Annotated in this window: 22 protein-coding genes; 11 read left to right on the plus strand and 11 right to left on the minus strand. The window is 36.1% G+C overall.

What is annotated here, in order from left to right; all coding sequences use genetic code 11:
- Positions 1-40: 40 nt before the first annotated feature.
- From ACMA47_RS20615 to ACMA47_RS20625, 3 genes are all read left to right on the plus strand, one after another.
- Complete coding sequence (locus tag ACMA47_RS20615; RefSeq protein ID WP_413931282.1) at positions 41-1,111, plus strand: DUF4407 domain-containing protein; 1,071 nt, start codon at positions 41-43, stop codon at positions 1,109-1,111.
- Positions 1,112-1,284: 173 nt separating this feature from the next.
- The gene (locus tag ACMA47_RS20620) at positions 1,285-1,878 is read left to right on the plus strand and encodes a phage tail protein (protein WP_413931283.1); all 594 of its coding nucleotides are present in this window, start codon (positions 1,285-1,287) and stop codon (positions 1,876-1,878) included.
- A gap of 5 nt (positions 1,879-1,883) precedes the next feature.
- The gene (locus ACMA47_RS20625; RefSeq protein ID WP_413931284.1) at positions 1,884-2,576 is read left to right on the plus strand and encodes a T9SS type A sorting domain-containing protein; all 693 of its coding nucleotides are present in this window, start codon (positions 1,884-1,886) and stop codon (positions 2,574-2,576) included.
- Between the two features lie 113 nt (positions 2,577-2,689).
- On the opposite strand, the gene ACMA47_RS20630 is transcribed toward ACMA47_RS20625, so the two are convergent.
- The 6 genes from ACMA47_RS20630 to ACMA47_RS20655 form a co-directional block, all read right to left on the minus strand.
- Positions 2,690-4,555, minus strand: a complete 1,866-nt coding sequence (locus ACMA47_RS20630; protein ID WP_413931285.1) for a GEVED domain-containing protein — start codon at positions 4,553-4,555, stop codon at positions 2,690-2,692.
- 348 nt (positions 4,556-4,903) lie between these two features.
- The gene (guaB, locus tag ACMA47_RS20635; protein WP_413931286.1) at positions 4,904-6,364 is read right to left on the minus strand and encodes an IMP dehydrogenase; all 1,461 of its coding nucleotides are present in this window, start codon (positions 6,362-6,364) and stop codon (positions 4,904-4,906) included.
- 241 nt (positions 6,365-6,605) lie between these two features.
- The gene (locus ACMA47_RS20640) at positions 6,606-7,109 is read right to left on the minus strand and encodes a DUF4252 domain-containing protein (protein WP_413931287.1); all 504 of its coding nucleotides are present in this window, start codon (positions 7,107-7,109) and stop codon (positions 6,606-6,608) included.
- A 13-nt stretch (positions 7,110-7,122) separates the two neighbouring features.
- Positions 7,123-8,409, minus strand: coding sequence for a DUF4252 domain-containing protein (locus tag ACMA47_RS20645; protein WP_413931288.1), 1,287 nt, complete (start codon positions 8,407-8,409; stop codon positions 7,123-7,125).
- A 16-nt stretch (positions 8,410-8,425) separates the two neighbouring features.
- Positions 8,426-9,115, minus strand: a complete 690-nt coding sequence (locus tag ACMA47_RS20650; RefSeq protein ID WP_413931289.1) for a hypothetical protein — start codon at positions 9,113-9,115, stop codon at positions 8,426-8,428.
- Positions 9,090-9,599, minus strand: a complete 510-nt coding sequence (locus tag ACMA47_RS20655) for an RNA polymerase sigma factor (RefSeq protein ID WP_002976192.1) — start codon at positions 9,597-9,599, stop codon at positions 9,090-9,092. Before ACMA47_RS20655 ends, ACMA47_RS20650 begins: the two co-directional genes overlap by 26 nt.
- Before the next feature lie 267 nt (positions 9,600-9,866).
- Between ACMA47_RS20655 and ACMA47_RS20660 the strand changes: the two genes are divergently transcribed.
- From ACMA47_RS20660 to ACMA47_RS20670, 3 genes are read left to right on the plus strand one after another with little or no spacing between them, the layout of a single operon-like run.
- Positions 9,867-11,192, plus strand: coding sequence for a hypothetical protein (locus ACMA47_RS20660; protein WP_413931290.1), 1,326 nt, complete (start codon positions 9,867-9,869; stop codon positions 11,190-11,192).
- Positions 11,193-11,211: 19 nt separating this feature from the next.
- The gene (locus tag ACMA47_RS20665; RefSeq protein WP_413931291.1) at positions 11,212-11,760 is read left to right on the plus strand and encodes a DUF6705 family protein; all 549 of its coding nucleotides are present in this window, start codon (positions 11,212-11,214) and stop codon (positions 11,758-11,760) included.
- Positions 11,761-11,797: 37 nt separating this feature from the next.
- Positions 11,798-12,943, plus strand: a complete 1,146-nt coding sequence (locus ACMA47_RS20670) for a hypothetical protein (protein ID WP_413931292.1) — start codon at positions 11,798-11,800, stop codon at positions 12,941-12,943.
- Between the two features lie 37 nt (positions 12,944-12,980).
- Here ACMA47_RS20670 and ACMA47_RS20675 read toward each other — a convergent pair whose 3' ends face one another.
- Together ACMA47_RS20675 and ACMA47_RS20680 are read right to left on the minus strand one after the other, a co-directional pair.
- Positions 12,981-14,141, minus strand: coding sequence for a GlmU family protein (locus ACMA47_RS20675; RefSeq protein ID WP_185103638.1), 1,161 nt, complete (start codon positions 14,139-14,141; stop codon positions 12,981-12,983).
- A gap of 104 nt (positions 14,142-14,245) precedes the next feature.
- A complete protein-coding gene (locus ACMA47_RS20680) occupies positions 14,246-14,497 on the minus strand; it encodes a type B 50S ribosomal protein L31 (protein ID WP_002976190.1) in 252 nt (83 codons plus the stop codon).
- Between the two features lie 184 nt (positions 14,498-14,681).
- On the opposite strand from ACMA47_RS20680, the gene ACMA47_RS20685 reads away from it, so the two are divergent.
- The 5 genes from ACMA47_RS20685 to ACMA47_RS20705 all read left to right on the plus strand — a co-directional run bounded on the left by ACMA47_RS20685 (position 14,682) and on the right by ACMA47_RS20705 (position 19,879).
- Positions 14,682-16,091, plus strand: coding sequence for a hypothetical protein (locus tag ACMA47_RS20685; protein WP_413931293.1), 1,410 nt, complete (start codon positions 14,682-14,684; stop codon positions 16,089-16,091).
- Entirely contained in the window at positions 16,091-16,417 is a 327-nt protein-coding gene (locus ACMA47_RS20690) for a nucleotide pyrophosphohydrolase (protein WP_047385875.1), read from the plus strand. The genes ACMA47_RS20685 and ACMA47_RS20690 overlap by 1 nt, the downstream gene beginning before the upstream one ends.
- 70 nt (positions 16,418-16,487) lie before the next feature.
- Positions 16,488-17,711, plus strand: a complete 1,224-nt coding sequence (locus ACMA47_RS20695) for a 3-phosphoshikimate 1-carboxyvinyltransferase (RefSeq protein ID WP_413931294.1) — start codon at positions 16,488-16,490, stop codon at positions 17,709-17,711.
- A gap of 240 nt (positions 17,712-17,951) precedes the next feature.
- Positions 17,952-18,635, plus strand: coding sequence for a hypothetical protein (locus tag ACMA47_RS20700; RefSeq protein ID WP_413931295.1), 684 nt, complete (start codon positions 17,952-17,954; stop codon positions 18,633-18,635).
- Positions 18,636-18,904: 269 nt separating this feature from the next.
- The gene (locus ACMA47_RS20705; protein WP_413931296.1) at positions 18,905-19,879 is read left to right on the plus strand and encodes a phosphatidylinositol-specific phospholipase C; all 975 of its coding nucleotides are present in this window, start codon (positions 18,905-18,907) and stop codon (positions 19,877-19,879) included.
- Positions 19,880-20,095: 216 nt separating this feature from the next.
- On the opposite strand, the gene ACMA47_RS20710 is transcribed toward ACMA47_RS20705, so the two are convergent.
- The 3 genes from ACMA47_RS20710 to ACMA47_RS20720 form a co-directional block, all read right to left on the minus strand.
- Positions 20,096-21,922, minus strand: coding sequence for an alkaline phosphatase (locus tag ACMA47_RS20710; protein WP_413931297.1), 1,827 nt, complete (start codon positions 21,920-21,922; stop codon positions 20,096-20,098).
- 124 nt (positions 21,923-22,046) lie between these two features.
- The gene (locus tag ACMA47_RS20715) at positions 22,047-23,555 is read right to left on the minus strand and encodes a RagB/SusD family nutrient uptake outer membrane protein (protein ID WP_413931298.1); all 1,509 of its coding nucleotides are present in this window, start codon (positions 23,553-23,555) and stop codon (positions 22,047-22,049) included.
- A gap of 26 nt (positions 23,556-23,581) precedes the next feature.
- Positions 23,582-26,470 carry a SusC/RagA family TonB-linked outer membrane protein gene (locus ACMA47_RS20720; protein ID WP_413931299.1) on the minus strand — a complete coding sequence of 963 codons (2,889 nt, stop codon included), beginning with the start codon at positions 26,468-26,470 and terminating at the stop codon, positions 23,582-23,584.
- Positions 26,471-26,673 lie beyond the last annotated feature (203 nt).

Here is a 26,673-nt window from a genome sequence, read left to right on the forward strand (position 1 = left end):
GGTATGATTTTTAGTACTACCTTTGTATAAATTTTCAGTTATGAAAACAAACCAACAAACTATAAATCAAGGGACTCATAAAATAAACTGGTTCCAAAAGTTTCTGATGGTATGTTCTGGCGGGAACATCCATATTTTAAGAAAGACTCCGAGTGAATGGAATAAGTTTTCCGGCATTGGAGGTATTGTCCTTTTCACTGCAGTATTCGCCACTTTGTCTGCAGGCTATGCCATGTATACAGTCTTCGATAATATTTGGGCCTCTGTAGGATTTGGAATTCTGTGGGGATTAATGATTTTCAATCTTGACCGTTATATTGTTTCTTCCATCAAAAAAACAGGAACATGGTGGAATCAGATTCTGATGGCTATTCCTCGCCTTATCCTTGCGACTTTTCTGGGAATTATCATCTCTAAACCTTTAGAACTTAAAATTTTTGAAAAGGAGGTGAATAAACAGCTGAATACCATTATTCAAAGAAATAAAAAGCAGCTTCAAGGTGAAATGAATGGCAGGATCCTTCAACAAAGCGGTCCTTTTGAAACAGAAAAGCAGCAAATTTCAGGAAAAATTGCTCAGTACCAGCAATCCTATGACTCTGCTTCTGTAGAGCTTGAAAAAGAAATCCTGGGAAAGCAATCGGGATTAACCAGTGGAAAAGAAGGTTATGGGCCAAATGCCAAACGTAAGCAACAATTGAAGGAGCAACGCCGATTGGATCTTGAAAACTATCAGAAGCAGGCAGCTCCCAGACTTGAATATCTGGATAAAGAAATATCCAAGGTATACACTAATCTGGAAACAGAAAGAAAATCTACAGAAACTTTTGAAGATAAATTCAATGGTTTTGCAGCAAGACTTCAGGCATTGGATGAGCTTGGTAAAAATTCTGCGATCATTGGACTTGCAGCTGCTTTTATCATGGGATTGTTTATCTGTCTTGAGATTTCTCCGGTTCTGGTAAAGTTAATCTCTCACGTAGGACCCTATGATTATCTTTTAGAAAAAACAGAAAATGATTTCAGGTTGTATTCCAAAGAGAAAATTGAAAAAGGCAATGCTCTGACTGATTTCAGAATTGATGATTTTAAGGATAATCTGAAAAATTAAAATGATAATTTACTCCATCATCCAACCTTAAACATTAGAGAAAAAATCTATAATAAATTATTTTTCAATAAATAAAATCTAACCTTTCGTTTTATAACGAAAGGTTTTTCTTTTAATTAAGTGTTTTATGTAAAATATTTTTTAATTTTATATTACTTAAAATTCTTGCTATCATGAAAAACTTAATTTTTGCTTGTACACTGCTAATAGGCAGTGCATTTGCTCCTGCTCTAAAAGCACAGGCATCAGAACCATTTTTAGGGCAAATAGCCTTTGTACCTTATAATTTTGCTCCAAAATACTGGGCAGAATGTAATGGGCAGCTTCTGCCTATCGCTCAAAATCAAGCACTTTTTTCATTGTTAGGAACCACTTATGGAGGAAATGGGACCACCACATTTGCTTTACCAGACATGAGAGGGAGAGTACTTGTTCATAACGGACAGGCTCCGGGAGGTCCTACTACGTATACCATGGGAGAAACCGGAGGAACTGAAAGTGTAACACTATTGATAACACAAATGCCTGCCCATAACCACACGGTAAATGCTGTAACTACTGAGGGGAATCAAAATTCTCCTACCAACAGCCTTCCGGCAGACACCAAAATTCTTGATAAAGAGTATTCTGATGCACCAGCAAATACTACTATGAAGAGTACAATGGTAAACAACACCGGCGGAAGTCAGCCACACGAAAACAGACCTCCGTTTATTACCCTGAAATGCATCATTGCATTAGCGGGAGTCTTTCCATCACAAAACTAATAATTATGAAAATTCTTTACTTATTATGTCTTGCTATGGGAAGCTCAGCTTTCACGCAGACAATAACTTTTAGCGGATGCCCTAATCTGTTTGATAGTCCTCCTAATACTTTTGTTTTTAACAAAACAGGTGTAGATGCCTTTAGTAAGAACATCTATATGACCACTCCTATTGATGGTGGACAGGATTGTAGTGGACTAGGGACCTGTGAATTTAAAATTCAATGGAACAATGCTCTTACAAGATGGGAATTTCTTGGAGATGAAGGAAACGGAACCTTTACCACTCCTTCCCTGATTTATTATAATTCAACAGGAAATAATGCTCTCCCTATCCCTCCAGGTAATATTGTTGGAACCTGGGTAGAGAATACAGCAATTACAAATGGACAGTGCGGTGGAAATCTTACTGCAGCAAATTCTACCATGACCGGTGATGTACAAACCACAACGTTAGGAACTTCGGAGCTTACGAAAAATAAAATTCAGATTTTCCCTAATCCTGCGACTGAACTCATCAGTATTAAAGGTATCGACAACGGAACATCAATCCAGATTTATACTATTGACGGACGTCTTGTAAAGTCAGAAATGTTTGATTCTAAGATTGATGTTTCACAACTTGTTCCCGGAGGATATGTACTGAAAATAAATACCAGAAATTTTCAGACGCATCAATTTAAATTCGTGAAAAAATAAATGATTAAAGCTTTCGAAATTTTCGGAGGCTTTTTTTGAATCCAATTTTGACGTAAAATAAAAATGTCCCCATGTAAATGAGGACATTTGTATTTATTTAGATGATATTCAATTTATTTGATGATCAACTTAGAAGACTTACTGTCTTTTCCATTAGAAACCTGAATCATATAAACTCCTTTTTCTAATTGCTGGTCTACTTTGAAAACACCATTTCCTTCTTCAGATACAGATGGGCTTGATACCAATCTTCCTGACATATCAGAAATAGAAACTTTCAGATTCTTACCATTTTTAGCTTTAATGAAGATTTTATCTCCGGTTGCTACTGGGTTAGGATAAACAGTTAAGTCACCATTATCGGCTTTCACTTCACTTGTTCCTAAGTTGGTAACAAATTTTACAGTATAATCTTCAACCTGTCCGTACTTTAATTGTCCACAAGGAGTCATGTTAGAATTCTCATCATCTACAAGGACTCTCATTCTTAGTGGAGTATTCAATACTACTGAAGCCGGAGCTGTAATGGTAGTACTGTAAGTACCTACTAAAGTAACAGGATCTGCAATAATATTATCAGCCGAGCCTACAAGTTCAGAAGCTTCAAACGTTCCGTTATTATTATAATCGATCCATACTCTTACATCGTTATTTGAATCTGATACATTCACCTGAAGATTATGAGTTCCCGTTGCAGAAAGCTCAGTTGATGTTGCTCTTAAGCAGCTTGCTCCTGTATAATCTTCATAGAAATTAGCAGCACTCTGCCAATATCCTGTTGATGCATTATTGATATTTCCTAGTTTCACTAAAGTAGGGCCTACGAAATAATTACTTGGTGTAGTAATACCTGTTGGATTACATGCAGCCGCAATAGGAGCTCCAATAGCTGCTCCTGCAGAAGGAGCTGTTGCTCCTAATGAAGTACTTAGCCCTCCTTTCATCAAGAAGAAATAAAGAGCTGCTCTATCATGTTGTCCATTAGTAAATTTAAATGCTGATGGATTTGTATAGTTCATCATATTGTACTGTACTCCCTGATAGTTCACCCCTGAACAATAATTCATATCATTGTTGGTTGGTGCAGGATCATTTAGCAAACTTCTTGATCTTTCTGTGTCACATACCTGATCATCATCTGTAGCACAGTTACCAGTAGTTGGTGGGCAGAAATTAGTAGTTGTATCTCCTTGTGGTGCATTAGGGTCTACATTTCCAAAAGTATGAAGTAATCCCATACTGTGTCCAAATTCGTGCGCCAAGGTAATATCATCCTGTAGTGTAACTACAAAAGATTTCATAAAGGATTCATAAGAAGAATCAGGATTTTGAGGTAATCCTGCCCATCCCATGATACCATAAGTACCACCGCCATCTACTTTATTCATAATATAAATATTGAAGTAAGATGCTTCCGGCCAGTGAGGAGCAATAGTTTTTACCTGTGCTGTTGTAACTCCATTAGCTCCGTTACGCTTTACTCCATAAGTATCATATCCGGTAAGAGCTCCTCCGTTATATCGAATAATCCCCGTAGTAGCATTACAGCTAGGATCTCTTTTAGCCAATACCAATTTAATTGGCATTGTAGCTGCGTTACCAAAATCTGCAGGAATTCCCTGAGCCCATTGATAAGTCCCTGCATACATTTGATTACAATGATCCAACCAAGCCTGAATTTGTGCATCACTCTTATTGTAAGCTGTACCAATAGCAGCACCGGTAGGTGCTATTACGTGTACTACTACAGGAATTTCGTAAACTCCATTTACAATTTTGTATGCACTTCCATTTTTAGCAGTAGTATTTTGATTACCGCTAATAATTTTGTTACGGATATTGCGAATCATTTCATCAATTTCCGCATTCTGTTTTTGGTGTACTCTCTGTTCATTATCAAAGTCACACCAATCTTTTTTTTGCTGTGCAGATACTGAAAGGGATAGTAACAAAGCCCCACAAAGGATAGTTTTCTTCATTTCACTAATTTAAAAAATTAAACAATTTGCAAATTTACTGCCTTTACATCCTTACTCGTGATATTCACAACTAAAACAAGCAATAAATTTAAAATTTTATTACAGTTAGTAGAAAAAACTTAACTATTGTTACATTTAAATCAAAAAATAAAATTAACACAAAACCCAACAGAGCTAATTTTATTTATATTATAATTAAAAAACACAGAAAAATAAAAACAAATTGACAATTTAAAAAACAAACAATTTAAAATTAACACCCTATCAGCCAAATCATTAAAACAAAATCAGAAAATAAAAAAACCGCACAAATTGTACGGTTTTTCATATTTAAATTCAATTATAATTTTATAAAGAATAATTCGGCGCTTCCTGTGTAATAATTACATCATGCGGGTGAGATTCTTTCAATCCGCTTCCGGTAATCATAACCAATTTTGAGTCTCTTTGAAGGGTTTCAATATCTTTTGCACCACAGTATCCCATTCCGGCTCTTAAACCTCCTGTCAATTGGAAAATAACATCTTCCAGCTTTCCTTTATGCGGCACTCTTCCTTCAATTCCTTCCGGAACGAATTTTTTAGCTTCACTTTGGAAATATCTTTCTTTACCACCTCTCTTCATTGCTGAAAGGCTTCCCATTCCCTGGTAAGATTTGAATTTTCTTCCCTGGAAGATAATTTCTTCTCCCGGAGCCTCATCTGTACCTGCTAAAAGTGAACCTAACATTACAGCACCTGCACCACTCGCGATAGCTTTTACAATATCTCCGGAAAGTTTGATCCCTCCGTCGCCAATTACCGCTACATTTTGAGATTTAGCATATTCATAAACGTTATAGATAGCAGACAGCTGAGGAACTCCTACTCCGGCAACTACTCTGGTTGTACAGATAGATCCCGGACCTACTCCTACTTTCAATACGTTTGCTCCTGCTGCAATAAGATCTTTTGCGGCATCTGCTGTTACAATATTCCCTCCCACAATATCAAGGTTAGGATATGCTTTTCTGATTTCTGAAATTTTATCTAAAACTCCTTTAGAATGACCATGTGCAGAATCGATCGCTACGATATCAACTCCTGCCTGTACTAAAGCCTCAATTCTCGTTAATGTATCTTCTCCTACTCCTACTCCTGCTCCTACGATAAGACGACCATTTTCATCTTTATTAGCGTTAGGGTACTCCAGCTGATTATCGATATCCTTGATGGTAATTAAGCCTACAAGTTTGTTATCTTTATCTACGATAGGAAGTTTTTCAACTCTGTTCTTAAGAAGGATTTCTTTAGCCTTTTCAAGATTGGTATCTTTGTCTGAAGTGATCAGATTTTCTTTAGTCATGATCTCTTCTACTTTCATATCAAGATTTTCCTGATATTTTACATCTCTGTTGGTAATAATTCCGATCAGGACATTATCGGGATCTACTACCGGAAGACCGGAAATCTTATATCTTGACATAAGATTTTTAGCTTCACCTAAAGTATGATCTTTAGATAAAGTAACCGGATCAGAGATCATTCCGTTTTCGGAACGTTTTACACGGTTTACCTGAGCAGCCTGCTCAGCGATTGTCATGTTTTTGTGGATAAATCCTAACCCTCCAACTCTTGCTAAAGCAATTGCCAGATCAGCTTCAGTAACAGTGTCCATCGCAGCGGAAACTATCGGAACATTCAGCGTGATTTTGTCGGTAAGTCTTGATTTTAATGAAACCTGGTTAGGTAAAACTTCTGAATAAGAAGGGACTAGAAGAACGTCATCGAAAGTGATGGCTGTCTCTACAATTTTGTTATGAATAGACATCTTTACTTTCTTTGCAAAATTAGGTTATTTTAGTGAGATATGAAAATCCTTTTTGATAGTTTAAATAAAAATTAATAATCAATAACTTAAATCAAAAAACCGTTCTTTTATCAGAACGGTTACGGTACAAAATAATTGAATAAGTATGAAACTACTTTATTTATATATTAAATATGAACATTGAAGGTCTGTTTCACGAGGTTTCCATTTTCATCCAGTTTGAATGCTTGAGGTGATGTGATTACTTATCAGAAACAGAATTTATCATTCTTGAAATATCATGAGCCGTAAAGTTTCCTTTCACATCTACGAAAACCATTTCATTCTTACTGGAACCTACAGTGATCAGCATATTTTTAATCATCTCACCATCCTGTTTTACTCTAATGTTAACATCCTCTCCATCATGTTTTATGCTGGCCCATTCTTCATAATGATTGTTATTCAAAAACTGGGCATAGTCATTTAGCATTTCCTTACTCCCATTGGTTACAGTAAGAACTTTTATTTTAGAGGCTTTCTTAACCAGCTCTATGGTCTCTTCACTTTCTCCTTCTTCTCTCAGAGCTTTCTTAATATAAGATTTAGCTAAAACCATAGGCACATTAATACTTGCAAACTGCGCCCCCTTGAAATCATATTTTGAATTCTGAAAAAAATCTATATTCGGCTTTTCTGAAACAATACACGACTGCATCAGCCCTATTGTCAGAATCATGAGAAAAATGTTTTTAAGAGTCTTCATAGGTTAGTTTTTTTTATTTGACTTGTCTGAGGCTTCCTCCTGAAATCTTGTCTACTTTGGCATCCAGTTCGGGATTTCCTTTCAGTTTCACATCAGCTCCTGAAGAAACACTTACTTTTAATTTATCTGTAACAAGTAAGGAAAGACTTGCTCCTGAAGTAGATTCTACTACTGCCGTGGTAATCTTAAGGTCATCGGCTTTGCACGAAGCTCCACTGCTCGTTTCTATTACTGCGGAAACAGCTTCTCCGGATAAATTTACACTTGCTCCGCTTGAGGTATCCAAAGCCAGTTTCTCAGTGATAAGTTCAGCATTCAAAACAGCACCAGAGCTCACGGCAACAGCGGCAGCTTGTCTTACATTGAAAGCTCCCTTAATAATAGAACCTGATTCCGCATCAATCTCCATGCTATTCCCATTAACAGGATCCACAGCTGTAAAAATACTTCCCGATGAAGTTTTTATACCGTGAAGATTAGGAGCAGAAACATTAACATTAAGGTTTTTAAATCTCAGATTTCGAACGCCTTTATTATCCACATATATTTTCAGCACTCCGTTTTCCACTTTAGTGATGACATATTGAAGTTTATCTGCATCAGCAATCACTTTTACACTTCTGTTATTTTCCTGCTTGAAGGTAACATTTACTCCCACGCTGGCATCTATTTTTGAAAACTCACCTACATTTCTGCTATCTCCATTCAGGTAAGAAGATGTATTCTCCGAAGTAAGGCTGCTTTTCATGGTACTTGTCACAGAAGAAGTAATAGTTTCGCCGGAATTAATAATCTTGTTTACATCTGACAGCTTCATTTTTCCATTAAGAATAAAAATGATATTCTCTTCTTTGGAATCTACATTGAACACTAGGTTTTCAAGATAATTATCTTTTTCTTCTTCGGCAAGAAACTTCATGGAAGTACCGTCGCTGCTCATGGACATCAGTTCATTGAAATTCAGAGACCGTAAAGCTTTGTTTACCCGATCTGTCTTCTCTTCGTTCATTCTTATATTCGCAAGATTTTCATCTTTCAAACGGTCCGGGAATGTTATTTTGGGAATGATCAGAATTTTCAACCCCTCTACTTCGTTCAGAATAGGTTTTATCTTTCCAATATAGGCATCATTAACATCAATGGTATTCAATAGCTTGAACATCGGTTTTTTGATATTGATAGAAGTTACTCTTCCATTTTTTTCAAAATCCTGAAAAAGCTTGTCTAATTTCTCAGTCTGTGCAGAATAAGTTGCAAAGCTGCTTAGCATCATGGCTATTATAAAAAATATTTTTTTCATGAGATTGATCTGATTTTTAGTATTCGCTGTCAAGATTTTCATTTTTTTGGGAAGATGCTACTGTTTTTTTAAACTCGTTTCCTAATTTCATAAAGGAGTATCGTGTAACATCCAGGGCTTCTTTTTCACTACTAATTCTTTTTCCGTTTACAATAACATAAGAGTCATTGTAAGCTGTTGCAGAATCATTTAAATTTTTATTTGGGAAGGAAGAATTATCAACATATCTAGGTTTTCTTTCTTTTTTAAGTCTTCCTCTTTTTGGCAGAATTTCGTCCATTACATCTTTTTCTGCTACCTGATTGTCCTGAAATACAGAATCTTTTTTCACTCCGGAAATAGAGTCTGTATGATTCACTGCAACCTGTTCCTGATGATCGCTGTTTTCCTCAATGAACCCGGATTTCTGTTTTAAGATCTCGTCTTTTACCAGTTTTTCTCTGTCCTGGGCATCTGCTGTCCTGGAATTATTATAATTGATAAATAAGCCGATACCAAAAACCAGCATTACACTGGCGGCCATCCAGAACCATTTGGGAAAAGAAGGTTTCTTTTTTTCGCCCAGTGGGATGATAGGTGCCATATCCTTTTCAGGTTCCGCACCTTCTGCAGTCTGAAGAAAGTCTTCAAAACTCCAGTCCATTTTTTCTTCCTTAATATCCCGGAAGACTTCGTTGTATTTATCTTGTAATTGATCTTTTTTCATAGCTCATCAGTTGTGAGATTTGTTCTTTTACTTTTTGTCTCGCACGCATCAGGTTTACCCTTACTGCATTTTCCTCCATTTCCAGCATTTCAGAAATTTCGGAAACATCATACTCTTCTACATCTTTCAAGTGGATGACCATCTTTTGTTTTTCAGGGAGCTGATTGATAAATCCTACAATATGTTCCTTAAGGTTATCAACTTCCATACTGTAAAGCTCCGAGCGATGAAGCTGCATATCCGCAAAGCCGATCTTTACGTCGTGATGCTTCAGGCGGTTCAGGCATTCGTTCCGGACAGACTTCAGCGCATAGGATTTAAAATTCCCGAATTGCTCAAGCTCATCCCTCTTCTGCCAAAACTTCATCATGAGATCCTGTACAACATCTTCTGCTTCATCACTGCTCATGACAAACCGCTTCGCAAAACGATACATCTCGTCTTTGAGAATAAACACCGTATTCTTGAAAGTTTCTTGGGTCATGAGTTTTGTTTCTTATAAGTAAGACAATTGCCGTTACTTATCTATTACATCAAAAATAAAAAAACTTTGAAAAATTTTGACATTTTTTATTTTTGACCAAAGACTCACTGAGCCAAACTACTGTAAAATCACAAATCGTTCTTTCCCAAAAGATACTATACATTACGGAAACCCATAACTCTACTCTCTATTATTTCAATTTATTATTCACACATTTGTAGAGTTATAAAAGTTTTATATATTTAACACTATAAAAACCAAATGTCTATGATGAAAAAAAATTTGAAGCTGCTCGCTTCAGCAATGGGATTCATTTTCCTTCTCTACGCCTGTAGAACAGATGAAATGGTCAATTCTGAGCAAAGAGCACAAAATGAGAAAATAGGAGCTTTCGAAAGATTTGAGAACCTTCGCTCCCAGGAAATTCTCAACAAGAAAACCCACTCTTCTAAAAGTGGAGTCTCTCTTCCGCTAAGCTATGCACAGCCTTTCAGTGAAATTATTTACCAATTTCTGGTGAACCATCCTGATTTTTATGATAAACTAGCGGACGATTTTGGAGAAATAGATTATAATGTGGCTTCACAAACCTTCGGTGAGGATAAGAAATACATTTTCTATCCGATATTGAAAGATGGAAAAGTGACCTCTTTATGGTATGGAAAGCTGAATGAAGACAGAAGCTGGGTAGATTTTTATCTGGTACATGATTCTTCTGCTTCTACTCAGAGAATGATTGGAGAATTTCAGAATTATTATTCTAAAAAAATGGCAAGCAGAGGTGAGCCAGATCCTCCTGTAAAAGAAATTCCAGAGATCATCATTACCCCTCCAAGCACCAACCCTCCCATACATGATCCTATTCCCGGTACAGGTGGTGACGGAACCTATACACCTCCCTATACCGGTGATATGAGCGGTGGCCCGATTATGCATGGTGGAGGAACTGGAACCAGTACGACGCAGGATCCTTGCAAAAAATTGAAAGCTCAGAATACAGATTCAAATTTTAAAGCTAAAGTTGCAGAACTTGATAAAAAAGAAGTCTTTGATAAAAAAGAGGAAACAGGTTTTGCTGCAGTATATGGTACAACACCTTTTGAGCCTTTAGCAAATACAGCAAATGATAACCTAAAATTTCCTCCTGGAAATAAATATTTTGGGTATATTCACTCTCACCTTGACAGTAAAGAAGGAGTTGTAAAAATATTTTCTCCAGCTGATATTTCTACTTTTCTTACATCCTGCGTAAGAAATGCAAAGGATAAAGGAACAATGACAGATGCCTATGGTATGGTCATCACCTCCCAAGGTAATTATATATTAAAATATTCCGGGGATGGTAATTATGGTATAGGTCCTGTTCAAGAAACTGCTTGGCAAACTTGGTATAATGATAATTATACACAACTTAATGAGGATGGAGGATTAAATAATTCGGTTAGTGTTGAAAAACTATTTACCCAGTTTTTAAAAGAAGTAGTAAAAGTAGCAGGTCTAGAAGTATATAAAAGTGATAAAACCACTGGAAATACTACTAAGCTAGAATATAATGGAAAAGATCAACCTGTAAAAACAACACCTTGTCCATAAAACAATTAAATATTACATTATGAAAAACCTATTTTTATTTATATTATTATACATTTCATTCTCTTGCAATGCACAAGTTTATCCATTAAGAACATTCACCCAAATTCCTGAAAACGCTTATCTAAAGGATACGAATAATGAGCTTCCAGCTTATGAAGGCATATGGAAAGGTACTTGGAACAACAAAACTGTTTATATCACCTTTAAGAAGGTTATAAATAAGTATAATGAGAATTTAAAATATTATAAAGATAATTTGATTGGTAAATTTAAAGTTCTAGATTCCAATGAAAATACTCTCTTTGATAATACAAATTTATCTGATGATAACCCTAAAATATGGGGAGGCAAATTTAGAAAGATAGATGATAAATATTCTTTAGTTTATTTAGATTCTGACCTTTGTAATACATCAGGAAATATAATCATTAATTTTACAGATTCTTCTAAAACTAAACTCAATTGGAAGCTTACTTTAGGCAGTAATATGATTACAACAGATTGTCAATATTACAACACCGGAATTCCTGAAGCACTACCAAAGGAAATTATATTAATAAAACAATAAACAAAGCCTCTTCGGAGGCTTTTTCAAATGATGATATATGAAACAAATACTATTTATTTTAATTTTTTTATCTGCTTGTTTTAACTCTCAAGTTATAAAAGATACAGTTTTAGGGAATCCAAAATTCGTAAAAGAATATGTAGTTTTTCTAAATAATTCTGGCCCATTTACCTTTATGAAGGGTGATGATGAATATGGACATGCTGTAATCATGACTCCCAAAAACCTAAGAAGCAGAATGCGGGAGACATGGTTTGAAACAGATTTCTGCCGATATATAAATAATGAAACTTACTATGATAAAAACCGGAATATAACAAAAGAAACGTGGTATTACAAATCAGGAGAAATTGTTGATAATTATGATTATACATTTGATAGTCTTAATAGGTTAATTGAAGAAAAAAGGAAAAACAAATACTCCGAAATCTCTTATCATTATTTTTACAATGGAAATAATAAAACCGTAAAATTTAAAGAAGCCTACTACAAAACTAAAAATAAACCTATGGAAAAATACATAAGCAATATTGAAAGTTTCAAACCTCTGTATATAACGAAATTTGATACTCTAACAAGAACAGACAGTATTTTTACAATAACAAATGATATTTGGAAAAAGGTAGGTGAGCGTTCTTATACTGAGGTTAAAGATTCTATTTTCCATAAGAAACTAAATCGTGTAAAAATTTATGATAATCAATATAGGGTAATTGAAGAAAAATCTTTCGATCATAAACTTGATTATGAAAACAAAAAAATATTTTTAAGCAAGCATATGAAATACGAATATGATAAATCCGGAAATCTAATACAGAGAGCTGAAATTAAAGACGGAAAGTATCATTATTATACTATACTTGAAAACGGTAAAATAATCACAGAAGAAAAAGATGGTAATTATGGAAAACCCATGACTATCACTTATACTTATACCAAAGATCAAAAACTAGAAAGAGTGACAGCACACCACAATAATAATATTTGGCATGATATCCGATTTGAATATAAAGATAATTATATAGCTAAAATATTTTATTTAGATGAGAGCGATAAAAAAAAAGAACCAACGGTAATTATTTTCAAATATAAGTTTGATAAGCAAAAAAACTGGACAGAAGTTATTAAAAATATAGATGGAAAAGATTTATATAAATGGGTCAGAAAAATCGAATATTACTAAAACTACCCCTCAGAAATTCTGAGGGGATTTTATATTTTTAATACGTATCAAAAATATGTTTCAGAATCGCTTTATCCTCTTCTGTTAAAGCCACTTTTCTTCTCGCCATAGCTCTTTCTGCCACTTCATATACTTTATCCAGTTTGAACCTTTCATCGTCTTTCAATCCGCCCCATGAAAAGTTTTCCACAAGGTTAGGCGGAAAGCCCGGTTTGAATATATTGGATGCAACGCCAATTACCGTTCCTGTATTCAATTGGGTATTGATAGCCGTTTTGGAATGATCTCCCACAATCAAGCCCGCAAACTGCAAGCCTGTATCTTCAAACACTTTGGTTCTATAGTTCCAGAGTTTTACATGACTGTAATTATTTTTAAGATTGGAAGAATTGGTATCAGCACCGAAGTTACACCATTCCCCAATCACGGAGTTTCCAATAAAACCTTCATGTCCTTTGCTTGTATATCCGAAAATGATAATATTATTCACTTCACCACCTACTTTACATTGAGGGCCGATAGTAGTAGCTCCGTAAATTTTAGATCCAAGATTAAATTTGGAATCTTCTCCTAATGTAATAGGTCCACGCAGATGACACCCTTCCATTATTTCTGCATTTTTTCCAATATAAATTTTTCCTGTTTTAGTATTCAGAGTAGAAAATTCAATTTCCGCACCTTCTTCAATAAACAGGTCTTTTTTATCTCCTAAGAATCCGTTCGTAGAAGACAGTTCCTGTGAAGTTCTTCCTTTAGTAAGCAGTTCAAAATCAAAATCAATCGCATGATGGTTATAAGAAAACAGATCTTTCGGTCTTTTGAAGAAAATAAGCTCTTCCTTAATATCCGTCATTTTTTCAATCTGATTCAGAGAAAACCCTTTCATATTGATTTTAGCAGCAATCAGTTCGTCTTCATAAACCAATGCTTCCCCTTGCTTAAGATCTTTAATCTGTTGAATTACAGTTTCTGTGGGAAGGAAATTGGGAACTAAAAAAAGACTTTCTTTTTCCTCCGGACTTTTAAATTTATCCTGAAGATACATTTCTGTGAAGTAGGTTACTTCAGTATTTTCAAGAATCTTCTGCCATCTTTCGGAGAAGGTAAGAATTCCGCATCGCATTGCTGCAACCGGGCGTGTAAAAGTAAGCGGAAGAAAGTCTTCCCAATATTGTGCGTCTGAAAATACCAATTGCATCATTCAGTTTTTAAGTTTAAGGTTTAAAGTTCAAGATCAACAAATTTACAATAAAAAAAGTCTCCCAATAATTGGAAGACTTTAATATTTTAAATGTATAAAAATTACTTAGCGAATTTTTTATACTTGTTCATGAACTTATCAACTCTACCTGCAGTGTCAACTAGTTTTACTTTACCAGTGTAGAAAGGGTGAGAAGTTGAAGAGATTTCCATTTTGATTAGAGGATACTCTTGTCCTTCGTACTCGATAGTGTCTTTTGTTTCTGCAGTAGACTTGCAAAGAAACACCTCGTCGTTACTCATATCTTTGAAAACAACAAGTCTATAATTTTCTGGGTGGATTCCGTTTTTCATAATACTATTTTTAAAAAAATTAAGTTTGCTTTCGAAATAGTAATGGATATTTCTCTGCTAAATTTTAGGTTGCAAAAATACAACATTTTTTCTAAATTCCAAATACTGAATTCAATATTTTTTTATTGATAAGAAATTCAAAGTATTTTCGTTAAATTTGGAACTTACTTAAACTTTAATTTCAATGAAATTCAAATTATTACTGGCTTTTTCCTTCTGGATGTTACTTGTAGCAGTATCATGTAATAAAGATGACATAACGTTTGACAGTCCTTCACAAGAACTGCGTTTCTCAAGAGATACGGTATTTTGTGATACAGTATATCATCAGGTACGTTCAGAAACTTATGTTGTAAAAGTATATAATAATGAAGATAAGGATATCATGATCCCAAGAGTGAACCTTGAAAAAGGAGCTGCTTCATTATATAGAATCAATGTAGATGGAAAACCGGGATATGATTTTAAAAATGTTCCTTTAAGAAAGAAAGACAGTCTTTATATTTTTGTTGAAATTGCTCCGGAAGCTACAGGACCGGAAGCCATTGCAGAAGACAAAGTTCTTTTCACAAGCCCTGGCGGACAACAGCATGTCACTTTATTTTCTGTGGTTCAGGATGCTGAATTTTTCATTCAGACGCCTAGCAACCCGAATGTAATTACCAGTTCCACCACATGGAATAACAATAAAGCAAAGATCATCTACGGAAATCTGACTATCAATCCAAGTGTAACTCTTGATATCAACGCCGGAACTAAAGTTTATTTCCACAAAAACAGCGGAATGAAAGTTTCTTCCGGAGCGGTCTTAAATATTAACGGAACTCAGGCCGATCAGGTTATCCTTCGTGGTGACAGAAATGATCCTTATTATGATACGATTCCTAAAAACTGGAATTCTATTAAAATGGAAGCCAATTCTACCCTTAAGATGAACCATGCAAGACTTTTCGGAGGGACGAGAGGACTGGATATGAAGCAAACCAATGCTACCATTACCAATTCCTTTATCCACACTTTCTTTGAATATGGAATCTATGCTGTAGGTTCTACCGTGAATGCGAACAATCTTGTGATGAACAACTGTGGTTTATCCTGCGTAGGGATTTTCCTGGGAGGAAAACACAGCTATACTCATGCTACGATTGCTAACTATTCTAAAACAATGAGTTCTTTTGACAGAGCAGGAATTTTTGCGGCCAATGAATGGAAAAATGATGCCGGACAGACACAACAAGGAGCTTTGCAGCTGCTTGACATTAAAAACAGTATTATATATTCCGATAGGGAGGATGCTGTTCATTTTGAACAAACTCCGGGACAGCAGTTTGAATTCTTACTTCAAAATTCATTAATCAAATATACGAGTGCCACCGGAGCAGGTTTCACTTTTGATAACAATCCGAATGTGATACAAACGGTGAAGAATGCAGAACCTCAGTTTGTGAATTATTTTATGGCTAAAATGAATTTAAGAGTAAAACCTGGTTCACCAGCTCTTGGAAAAGGCAATACAGCGGTAGCAGCAACGGTACCTTTTGATATTGTGAATGTATCCAGAACGACCAACCCAACTTTAGGAGCTTATCAATAATGGAAATTACACAGTTACAGCAGCAGGTAGATGAATGGATCAAAACCATTGGAGTAAGATATTTTAATGAACTTACCAATATGGCGATGCTGACAGAAGAAGTAGGCGAAGTAGCAAGAATCATTGCCAGAAGATATGGTGAACAAAGCGAAAAGGAAAGTGATAAGACTAAAGATCTTGGTGAAGAACTGGCAGATGTGCTTTTTGTAACATTATGTTTAGCCAATCAAACCGGAGTCAACCTACAGGACGCTTTCGACAGGAAAATGAAAATCAAAACAGACCGTGATAAAGACCGGCATCAGAACAACGAAAAATTGAAATAATAATAAATGATGAGTTATAAATAATACATCAATTTGTAACTCATTATTTTTTAAGATAATGTAGATCATAATGAAGCTAGAAAAATCAAAATTAGTAGGTGATAAAACAGTACAGATCAGCGGTTCGAAAAGTATTTCGAATCGTTTATTGATTCTGGAAAGTCTGTTTAACAATATAAAAATCGGGAATTTATCCAATTCTCAGGATACTCAGTTGCTGAAAAAAGCTTTATCTGAGAATACCGATGTAGTAGATATTCATCATGCCGGAACAGCAATGCGTTTTCTTACTTCTTATTATTCTATTCAGAAAGGAAAAACTACTGTTCTTACCGGTTCCGGAAGAATGAAAGAAAGACCGATCAAAAATCTGGTAACTGCTTTGAGGGATCTTGGAGTAGAAATTGAATATATGGAGAATGAAGGATTTCCTCCTTTAAAAATTACAGGAAGAAAGATCACTCAGACTTCCGTGAATGTTCCTGCCAATATTTCAAGCCAGTTTATCACTTCCCTGCTTCTTATTGCAGGAAAACTTGAAAATGGATTGGTGATTAACCTTGTAGGTGATGTTACTTCAAGATCTTATATTGAAATGACGCTTGATATCCTGACCAGATTTGGTATCCAAAGCAGTTTTGAAGGAAATACCATCAAAGTAGAACCTTTTACCCCTCAGAATGATGCTGAGACAGTTTATTATGAAGTGGAAAGTGACTGGAGCTCGGCTTCTTACTTCTACTCTATCTGCGCATTGGGAAGAGAAACGATTCATCTGAAAAGTTTTTACAAAGAATCCACACAGGGAGATTCTGCCATTGCCAATATTTACGAAAAGTTCTTCGGAATCAAAACTACATTCTCTGAAGGCGAGCATCAACTAACGCTTGAACCTCAGCCTGATTTTTCTTTCCCGGAAAAAATTATTCTGGATATGAACGACTGCCCGGATATTGCACAGACTCTTTGTGTAACGGCAGCCGCGTTAAAAATCCCTTTTGAAATTTCCGGATTGGGGACCTTAAGAGTAAAGGAAACCGACAGACTTCTTGCCTTATATAATGAGCTTAAAAAGCTGGGGACAGAAACAGAGATCACAGATTTAACCATTCAATCCATCAGTTTTGGAGAACCTGAAGATGATATTTCAATCAAAACCTATCAGGATCACAGAATGGCGATGAGTTTTGCTCCATTCAGTCTGATTAAAGAACTCAATATTGAAGATGAAGATGTAGTAGAAAAGTCTTATCCCATGTTCTGGAAAGATCTTGAAAGCATACTGACTTATTAATGTCATAAGAATGTGGTAATTTGAAAATGATTTTTTATTTCGGATTACCACATTTTCACATTGAAGCTGTTTAAAGTTATATCTATTAAAACCATTAAGAAGGATTGAAGAAATAAAGTTTAGTTAAGATGAATCATTCTGATTTTTAAGCTTAAAAGCGAAGCTCATCTTAATACTCTCAACACCTTAATACAATCTTAATGTTTCAAAAACAAAAATTTAAACAAGTTGAATATAATAATGATGAAATATTTCTTTTCCTTTTTGATTGTCTTAGTTGTTTCGGGTTTATCTGCTCAGAATTTGAAAAACTTTTCAGTTCCGAAAGGATATACCCAGATTGCAGAAGCCAAAGGTGATCTTGACAAAGATGGAAAAGAGGAAATGGTATTGGTATTTGACACCCATATAAAAGCATCAGACGACCGAAATCTGGAAGGTACTCCAGATTACAAAAGAGTTTTCTATATTCTGAAAAATGAAAATGACGGACTAAAAGTATGGAAGGAAAATTCCAGCATTCTTTTTTCAAGCGGAACCGGATTCTATCCTTCTGACAATACGCTTGAGGTCACCATTAAAAATAACAGCCTTCATATTGGACAAACCTTTTTTACCAATTCAAGACATACTCAGAAATACAAACATACTTTCAGATTTCAAAACGGAGATTTTTATCTGATCGGATCTCATGACCATTTTGAAGATACCTGTGATTTCAGTTTTACGAATGAAATTAATTTTTCTACAGGGAAAGTAATTGTAGACAAACACTTTTCTTCCTGTGAGGATGATGCGAAAATACCTCAGGATTTTCACAAAGAGTTTACTCACAAACTTCAGAATTTGATCAAGATGAATGATTTTAAAATCGGGGAACACAAGTTTAAAATTCCCGGTTTGAAGGATGATTTTGTTTTTTAAGAGGGAAGATTGAAGCTGGACGCTGGAGGTTACTGTTTGACGGTTAATCTATGATAGCAGCTTTTATTGTAAATACTTTCTCTTTAAAATCGGAGTACTCTTTAACTATTAACAACTTCTCCTCTTCCATCCTCCAGCTTCAAGCTTCCTGACTTTATACCAACTTAATCATCTCTTAAAGTTAAATTAACTCCTAGTGCTTTGATATATTCTTATTTTTAAGCTACTTTAAAAATAAAAAAACTATGTTCAAACAAAGCATGAAACGTATGACAGCTATCACACTTGGAGTGGTTACTGCATCTATCTTTTTTTCCTGTTCCAATGACAGTCTTATGGAAAGAGACTCTAATGAAAACAGCTTAGCATCTTTAGCAAAAGTTAGCAGTAGAGCTTCTTTAGCTCCTATCGAGATGAACAGTTGGATGTCTGGTCTTCAGGATAACATTTCCATTTCAAAAATCTCAATTCCCGGAACTCATGATTCCGGAGCCCGCGTAGATGCACCAGTTGTATCAGGTACGGCTAAAACTCAAGACCTCAGCATTGCTGAACAATTGAATGCCGGAGTCCGTTTTCTGGATATACGTTGCAGACATATTGACAATGCTTTCACCATTCATCACGGAGCGATTTACCAAAATCTGAATTTTGATGATGTACTTAATGCGTGCTATGCGTTTCTTAACAGCCATCCTTCTGAAACAATCATCATGTCTGTAAAAGAAGAATATGATGCTTCCAATACCACCAGAAGTTTTGAACAGACTTTTGATTCTTATGTACAGAAAAATCCTTCTAAATGGGATCTTGGAGCAAACATTCCTACGCTGGGTGCTGTAAGAGGAAAGATCAAATTATTAAGAAGATTCTCTTCAGGAACAACTAAGGGAATCAACGCTTCACCATGGGCAGACAACACTACTTTTGACATCAATAATTCCGGGGTGCAGTTAAAAGTGCAGGATTATTATAAAGTAACGAATAACGACGATAAGTGGAATGGAATTTTCAACCTTCTTAATGAAGCTAAAAATGATACGAATGGTAAGCTTTTCGTGAATTTCACCAGTGGATATAAACCTGGAATCTTCGGTATCCCAAGTATTCCTACGGTATCAAATAATATTAATCCAAGACTTAAAACATTCTTCCAAACCAATACTCAGGGATCATTCGGTATAATGCCGATTGACTTTGTGAATGCTGAGCTTTCTGAATTAATTGTTAAGACGAATTTCTAAATTATTATTTGTTAGATATACTCAAAGGCTGTCTCTCTTTTTGGGGCAGCCTTTTTGAATTTTTCTCTGCTTTTATTTCCCTCAGATTACACAGATTATCCACAAACGTCTGCTTAATCTGTGAAATCCGCGGGAGCTCAAAATGAATTCATAAAAAAAGACTGCTTCAAAAATGAAACAATCTCTCTTTGTAAAAGTAAAAGTATAAATTAAAAGCTATTTCTTAATTCCGTAAGCGGCCAGTATTTTGTTGAAAATCTCCGTGTTTTCAAACAATCCTGTGAATTCTTTTGAATTAGGGCCATAAGCAAAAACACTTGACGGAATAGAGGTATGATCATTCGTACTGAAATTTCCGAATATCCAGCCATCTTTCAGACTGCCATCCAAAAGTGTTAACCCCCCGGTTTCATGGTCTCCCACTACAATCACTAAGGTTTCTTTATTTTCATCAGCAAATTTCATGGCTTTTCCTACTACATGGTCGAAATCCAGTAATTCTGTTACCAGCTGTTCTATATTATTGCTATGTCCTCCTCCATCTGTTTGGGAAGCTTCAATCATCATGAAGAATCCTTGTTTATTATTCTTTAAATCATTTAAAGTAAGATCAAAAGCATCTGCCAGCCAGTTTCCTCTTCCATTAGATATTCTTTGCGAAGCTAAGGGATCAATCACCAGAGTACGGTTATTAATTTTCGTTACTGATTTCAAATCCTGATACAAATCTATTTTTGCTTCCTTAAATTTCTGAAGATTATCCTGAGACAATCCGCTTGTAGGACCACCAATCAGTATTTTTGTTTTTGAAGCGGCAAAATCTTTTAAAATAGGCTCCGAACTGTTTCTGTTATCCGAGTGGGCATAGAAATCTGCAGGGGTAGCATCTGTAACATCTCCTGTAGAAATCAAACCGGAAGTCATTCCTTTTTCAAAGATGATATCAGGGATTTGTGCTAATGCTTTTCCCATAGGGTCTACTCCTACAAAAGTATTTTTAGTTTTCACACCGGTTGCAAATGCTGTAGAACCCGGTGCAGAATCTGTAATGTAGGCGTTAGATGAATTGGTTTTGGAAAGCCCTGTGGATTTCATGTTGAAAACATTCAGTTTTCCCTTGTTCGCTGTAAAGGCAGCATAATATTGCGGTAAGGAAGTTCCGTCCGGAATGAGAAGGATCACATTCTTTACCTTTTTCTCCACACCGTCTGATTGATAAGTTGGAGTATAAGTGGTATATTCCTTTGTATTCTTATAAAAGTTTTTCGGAATCGTATTCATGAATTTTTTAAGATCCGGAATATGATCCGTATTGATATAATCTACACCTAAATCCATCAGATTTACCCAGGCATTCGGGAAATCCGGAGCTCCATAAAAACGAACAGGTTTCTGCTGAGCATGAGCTTTGTCTACAGCAGTTTTGATTTTTTGTGTTTCTTCATCCCTTGGAATTCCTTTTCCGTTCCATTTTACCAGTCCCGGAAGATCTGCACTGAACATTCCTACTCTTTTCAGCTGATCTGCAGAATAGGTTTTATCAAGATCTCCATCAAAATAAAGATAATTCGGATAATTTTTAAAATCTGCAGGCTGAGGTCTTCCTCCGGTAATGACAATTTTAATTCCGGAATTTCCGGTAATCTCCGGATATTTTTCCAGCGTACTCACCAAAGCTGCCAGTGAAGTTTTATAATCCTGTTTTATATCAATCAGCAATTGAAGTTTCTTACCTCCATCAGGATAAATATTTCCTTTATTCAGCTTAATCTGTTTTGAAATATTATCGAGATAAAGATTTTCCAATGTTCTGTCTGCAGAAAGTTCCTTTTCGGTATGTGCTACCCAAAGCTTTCCTTTTACCAGAAAAACATCTGCCTCGATAGAACCAAAGTTAGCATAATAAGCCTGCCAGAAAGGGATTTCCTGCATGTAATCATTATGTGAATGCGCATTCCCTACATTATAATGTAAATAATTCTGTGCCTGATTTTCAGAAAAAACAGCAAGAGCCAATACAGCCCATATTTTTGATAATTTCATTCGTATATCGTTATTATTTTATAGATCAGATGAAACGACCTATCTCCATGCCTGTGAAAAAAACTATATCACCACAGAAGGTTCTGTAATGATATAGTGACTTATATATAAAAAGATTAAAATTTTACCAGCCCTCATTCTGTTTAATGATCCCGTGACTGTTTACGATTTCAGCCTGTGGAACTGCCCAAACATTATGTACAGCTGGATTAAAGTTTCTTGCTGCCCAGACTACCTGTCCATTGATACCGTGCAGAGGCTTAGCATACGCTGCCTGCGCATCTCCCCAACGTACAAGATCTCTGTGTCTGTCTGCCCATTCACCCGCCAGTTCGCAACGTCTTTCATGTTTCAGATCGGCCAGTGTACATCCGTTTTTCACAGGTAAGCCTGCACGTACTCTGATCATATTGATTTCCTGGTCCGCAGATTTCCCTTGCATCAGTGAAGCTTCTGCTTTGATCAGGATCACCTCAGCATAACGCATAATCGGAACGGCAAGGTCTGTACACGGATAATCTCCGTTGGCGCTTACGTGACCACTGTTCAGCTGATATTTGAAGGCATCCATATATTTATTGAACTGGTATCCGGTAAGGGAATTGGTAGAAGCGTATGTTCTTTCTTTTCCGTTAAAGGTAAATTTGTCTCCTATTTTAAGAATGGTAGCACTTCTTCTAAGGTCTCCGGTTTCATATTCATCAAACAATTCCTTAGTCGGTTGGAAGTATCCCCATCCGTTATATTCTCCCCAGCCTTTGTTTTCAAGCATTACGCCCGGAAGAATACTTCCCCAGGCTGTAAACTTCGGAGTTCCGGGGATTGACCAGATATATTCTGAGCTGTAGTTATTTTCAGCTTTAAAAACATCAGCGAAATTACCTAATAAGGCTCTGTTTCCTTTAGTCATTACTTCATTAGCCCAGAATTCTGCATTCTTCCAGTCTTTCATAAACAGATATACTTTTGCTAACAATGCCCAAGCTGCTGCTTTATGAGGTCTTCCGTAATCTTTTGCAGGAAGTTCGGCCTGTGTAGGTAATAATTCGGCAGCTCTTTTCAGGTCGTTTACAATGTAAGTATAGTTCTCCATGACGTTAGCTGCTCTTGGAATCGGGTTAGGATCCGGATCTTTTGAACGGTCAATAATCGGAACTCCGGCTTTTTCATTTCCGTAAGAATAAGCCAGCTCAAAATACATTCTGCTGCTCATGAACAAAGCTTCTCCAAGGTATTTATTTTTAGTAGCCTGCGAAGTCTGAATATTATCAACATTACGGATCACGCGGTTGGCCACCCCAATTACGTTATATCTTTTGTTCCATTGAGTTTCAAGATCTCCTGCCGCAATATAATTGCTACTGAAGTTTTTGGCGTTATCCGCTTCACTTTTTGCTCTTCCCGTTACCATATCATCACTGGCATTGATAAACCAGAACAGCCCTCTTCCATAAAATTCACCATCGAATAAAGGCTTGTACATGGCATTGGCTCCGGTAACCAAATCGTTTTCCGTTTTCCAGAAACTGGCTTCCGTAGGGGTTCCTTCCGGCTGAACATCCAGCTCTCCCGTACATGAAAGAAGCATTACGGATATTCCTGATACTAACAATATTTTATTGAAAAATTTCATTTCTTTTACTTTTTGTTGGTTAAAAATTATAATCCGATCTCCACCCCAAAGATGAATGAGCGTGCCTGAGGATATCTTCCGGTATCTACTCCGTAAGAGTTCATTCCTACTTCAGGATCAAATCCTGTATATTTCGTAATCGTAAACAGGTTGTTGGAAGTCATATAAATTCTCACTTTGTTTACATCCAGTTTTCTGTACAATTCTTTTGGTAATGAATACCCGATGGTAAGGTTCTTCAGTCTTAAATAAGATCCGTCTTCCACATAGAAATCTGATACTTTGGAATAATTACCGCTTGGATCACCATGTACCAGTCTTGGAATATCGGTATTGGTATTCTGAGGAGTCCATGCATTCAGGATATCTCTGTCCATATTATAATTCTGTCCTGTTCCACCCGGGTTTAAAGAAATAAACTTCATTCCGTTGAATATCTTATTTCCGTAAACGCCCTGGAAGAATAAGTTAAGATCAAAGTTTTTCCAGGTCATGTTGTAAGAGAATCCGTAAGAAAACTTAGGATATGGACTTCCAAGATTGACGAAGTCATTATTATTAAGCACTCCTGTATTTCCTTCTTTCTTCAGGAATTTAATATCTCCCGGCTTAGCATTCGGCTGGATAAGATTTCCGTTGGCATCTTTATAATTGTTGATTTCTTCCTGAGTCTGGAAAATCCCACCAGTCTTATAACCATAGAAAGAATACAGAGGATCACCCACTTTCACACGGGTTGGCTTCAATACGCCCCTTACTCCATTATCATTGATAAAGATCTCATCCACATTGGCAAGTTGCTTCACCGTATTTTTTAGTTGACTCATCGTAGCTCCCACTGAGAATGTAAAATCATCTGAAATCACCTTGTTATAATTGATTCCCAATTCGTATCCTTTATCCTGGAATAATCCCGCATTCACATACTGATTATTATACGTTGCTGTACTTGGCAAGCTTACATTGAAGATCTGATCTTTGGAATTCTTTACGAAATAATCAAACTGTAAGGAAAGGCTGTTGTGAAGGAATGAAGCATCTACCCCAAAGTTGGTCTGCTCAGATTTCCCCCATTTCAGATCCGGATTCGGACGTGTGGTTGCATAATAAGCAATATTCTGAGAAGGATCCTGACCGAAAATCACATTATTATCTCTGGTCATTAGTGGGTTTACTGCTTGTGGTGAAATTCCTCCAAGATTCCCCAGAATACCATAGCTTCCTCTCAATTTCAGACTTGACAACCATGAAATCTCCTTCATAAAGTTTTCTTTCGAAACAACCCATGCACCGGAAACCGCATAATAATTAGCAAATCTGTTCTGTTTTGCTACGAGTGAAGAACCATCACGTCTTCCCAATAAGCTTACAATATACTTTCCTGCATAGTCGTAGTTTACTCTCGCCAGATAAGAAACCAAAGATTGTTTGAATCTGTAACTGGAAACATCTTTATTGGTATCAGCAGCATTCTGAAGATGTTGGAAAACCTCAGCTTCACTTCTGAAGTCATATGATTTTGCCACAAAACCATCATCAATTGTTTTCTGGAAAGTAAAACCTCCAAGGAAATCAAAATTATGCTTTCCTGCTGAAATTTTATAAGTCAACAACTGCTCAGCAAGTGCTGTAGATGAATTATTGGATTGATATTCTAAATTATTGGTATCAAAAATTTTTCCTACTTCAAGTACTCTGTACGTAAAGTTCTTTACATCCCCCAATTTAAACGTCTGGGAGAAATTGGAACGGAATTTTAAATCTTTTGCCAGTGTAATTTCAGCATAAGGGTTGATTAAAATCTCGTGGGTAGGGTTTCTGATGCTGATTCTTTTAAGATAAGCCACCGGATTGATCATATCTCCATATCCACCTGCCACATCAATCGGAAGTCCTGAAAATGCACCACTCGGTGTATACACTGGTACATTGGGCGGATAATACATGGCAGCAACCAAAGCTCCTGTATAGCCACTCTTGGTATCGGCTGTGTTTCCGTCAGAGTAATTATAATACATATTTTCTCCGATCGTCAGCCAGTCTTTTACTTTATGCTCTGAATTAACTCTGAAATTGTATCGTTTTGCCTGAGTATTCAATAAAATTCCTTCCAGGTTTCTGTGGTTCATTCCCACAAAATATCTGGATTTATCACTTCCGCCGCTCAGATTTACATTGTATTCCTGAATCGTTCCTGTTCTGAAAATTTCTTTCATCCAGTCTGTTCTGGTAATTCTCCCGTCCGGATATTGATTAGGATTAAAAGCCATGGGTAAACTTCCCAATTTCCCGGCATTTTCATAGGCCTTGTACATCACGTCCTGAAATTCCGCAGCATTCAGAGATTCTTTCAGTCTCCATGCCTGGTTTACTCCGTATTTCACATCAAAATCTACTGTTAGATTTCCTTTCTTCCCTTTTTTAGTGGTAATAAGAATAACCCCTCCGGAAGATCTTGCTCCATAAATAGCTGCAGAAGCATCTTTAAGTACAGAAATATCCTGAATATCGTTGGGATTAATAGAAGGGGTTCCGTTGAAAACTACTCCATCTACTACATATAAAGGAGTTTCTCCATTGATTCCTCCCAAACCACGAATATTTACCTTAGGTGCTCCGTTAGGATCTCCACCTTCGTTCACTACAGTTACTCCGGGAGCTTTACCCTGAAGAACTTCTCCTACTCCGGACAAAGATCTGGAAGTAAGCTTATCCAGTGAAGCCTCCGAAACAGCTCCGGAAACTTTACTTTTTTTCTGTGTTCCGTATCCAACCACAACAATCTCGTCGATGGATTTTTCTTTTAAGCTATCTTTTTTCTGAGCGAGGAACATCGGTGAAGCTGATATTGCACCAATAAGTAATACCCTTCCCGTTAAATACGTTACGGATACAGGGATTTTAAATACATTCATGATCTCCTTTTTGATTAGGTGCAAAATTAGAACAGCCTGCTCCCACACCTCATTAAGGTTTTCTTATGTTTTTATTAAGAAATTTTAGCTTTTTTAAGATACGAGCTACCACAAAATAAAATTAAACAACTGTATTTCAAATACATACGTAATTAAAAATAATCATTCTCTTAATATTCTATGCATAACTCAGATTAACTTTA

The sequence above is a fragment of the Chryseobacterium sp. T20 genome (assembly GCF_047345655.1).
Lineage (GTDB): Bacteria > Bacteroidota > Bacteroidia > Flavobacteriales > Weeksellaceae > Chryseobacterium.

Bases quoted from the DNA above. Each gene is read 5' to 3' on its own strand.
- ACMA47_RS20670 (WP_413931292.1), top strand. From the start codon at position 11,798: ATGAAACAAATACTATTTATTTTAATTTTTTTATCTGCTTGTTTTAAC.
- ACMA47_RS20630 (WP_413931285.1), bottom strand. From the start codon at position 4,555: ATGAAGAAAACTATCCTTTGTGGGGCTTTGTTACTATCCCTTTCAGTA.
- ACMA47_RS20715 (WP_413931298.1), bottom strand. From the start codon at position 23,555: ATGAAATTTTTCAATAAAATATTGTTAGTATCAGGAATATCCGTAATG.
- ACMA47_RS20695 (WP_413931294.1), top strand. From the start codon at position 16,488: ATGAAGCTAGAAAAATCAAAATTAGTAGGTGATAAAACAGTACAGATC.
- ACMA47_RS20685 (WP_413931293.1), top strand. From the start codon at position 14,682: ATGAAATTCAAATTATTACTGGCTTTTTCCTTCTGGATGTTACTTGTA.
- ACMA47_RS20675 (WP_185103638.1), bottom strand. From the start codon at position 14,141: ATGCAATTGGTATTTTCAGACGCACAATATTGGGAAGACTTTCTTCCG.
- ACMA47_RS20640 (WP_413931287.1), bottom strand. From the start codon at position 7,109: ATGAAGACTCTTAAAAACATTTTTCTCATGATTCTGACAATAGGGCTG.
- ACMA47_RS20720 (WP_413931299.1), bottom strand. From the start codon at position 26,470: ATGAATGTATTTAAAATCCCTGTATCCGTAACGTATTTAACGGGAAGG.
- ACMA47_RS20625 (WP_413931284.1), top strand. From the start codon at position 1,884: ATGAAAATTCTTTACTTATTATGTCTTGCTATGGGAAGCTCAGCTTTC.
- ACMA47_RS20665 (WP_413931291.1), top strand. From the start codon at position 11,212: ATGAAAAACCTATTTTTATTTATATTATTATACATTTCATTCTCTTGC.
- ACMA47_RS20660 (WP_413931290.1), top strand. From the start codon at position 9,867: ATGATGAAAAAAAATTTGAAGCTGCTCGCTTCAGCAATGGGATTCATT.
- ACMA47_RS20690 (WP_047385875.1), top strand. From the start codon at position 16,091: ATGGAAATTACACAGTTACAGCAGCAGGTAGATGAATGGATCAAAACC.
- ACMA47_RS20680 (WP_002976190.1), bottom strand. From the start codon at position 14,497: ATGAAAAACGGAATCCACCCAGAAAATTATAGACTTGTTGTTTTCAAA.
- ACMA47_RS20700 (WP_413931295.1), top strand. From the start codon at position 17,952: ATGATGAAATATTTCTTTTCCTTTTTGATTGTCTTAGTTGTTTCGGGT.
- ACMA47_RS20655 (WP_002976192.1), bottom strand. From the start codon at position 9,599: ATGACCCAAGAAACTTTCAAGAATACGGTGTTTATTCTCAAAGACGAG.
- ACMA47_RS20705 (WP_413931296.1), top strand. From the start codon at position 18,905: ATGACAGCTATCACACTTGGAGTGGTTACTGCATCTATCTTTTTTTCC.
- ACMA47_RS20645 (WP_413931288.1), bottom strand. From the start codon at position 8,409: ATGAAAAAAATATTTTTTATAATAGCCATGATGCTAAGCAGCTTTGCA.
- ACMA47_RS20650 (WP_413931289.1), bottom strand. From the start codon at position 9,115: ATGAAAAAAGATCAATTACAAGATAAATACAACGAAGTCTTCCGGGAT.
- ACMA47_RS20620 (WP_413931283.1), top strand. From the start codon at position 1,285: ATGAAAAACTTAATTTTTGCTTGTACACTGCTAATAGGCAGTGCATTT.
- ACMA47_RS20615 (WP_413931282.1), top strand. From the start codon at position 41: ATGAAAACAAACCAACAAACTATAAATCAAGGGACTCATAAAATAAAC.
- ACMA47_RS20710 (WP_413931297.1), bottom strand. From the start codon at position 21,922: ATGAAATTATCAAAAATATGGGCTGTATTGGCTCTTGCTGTTTTTTCT.
- guaB (WP_413931286.1), bottom strand. From the start codon at position 6,364: ATGTCTATTCATAACAAAATTGTAGAGACAGCCATCACTTTCGATGAC.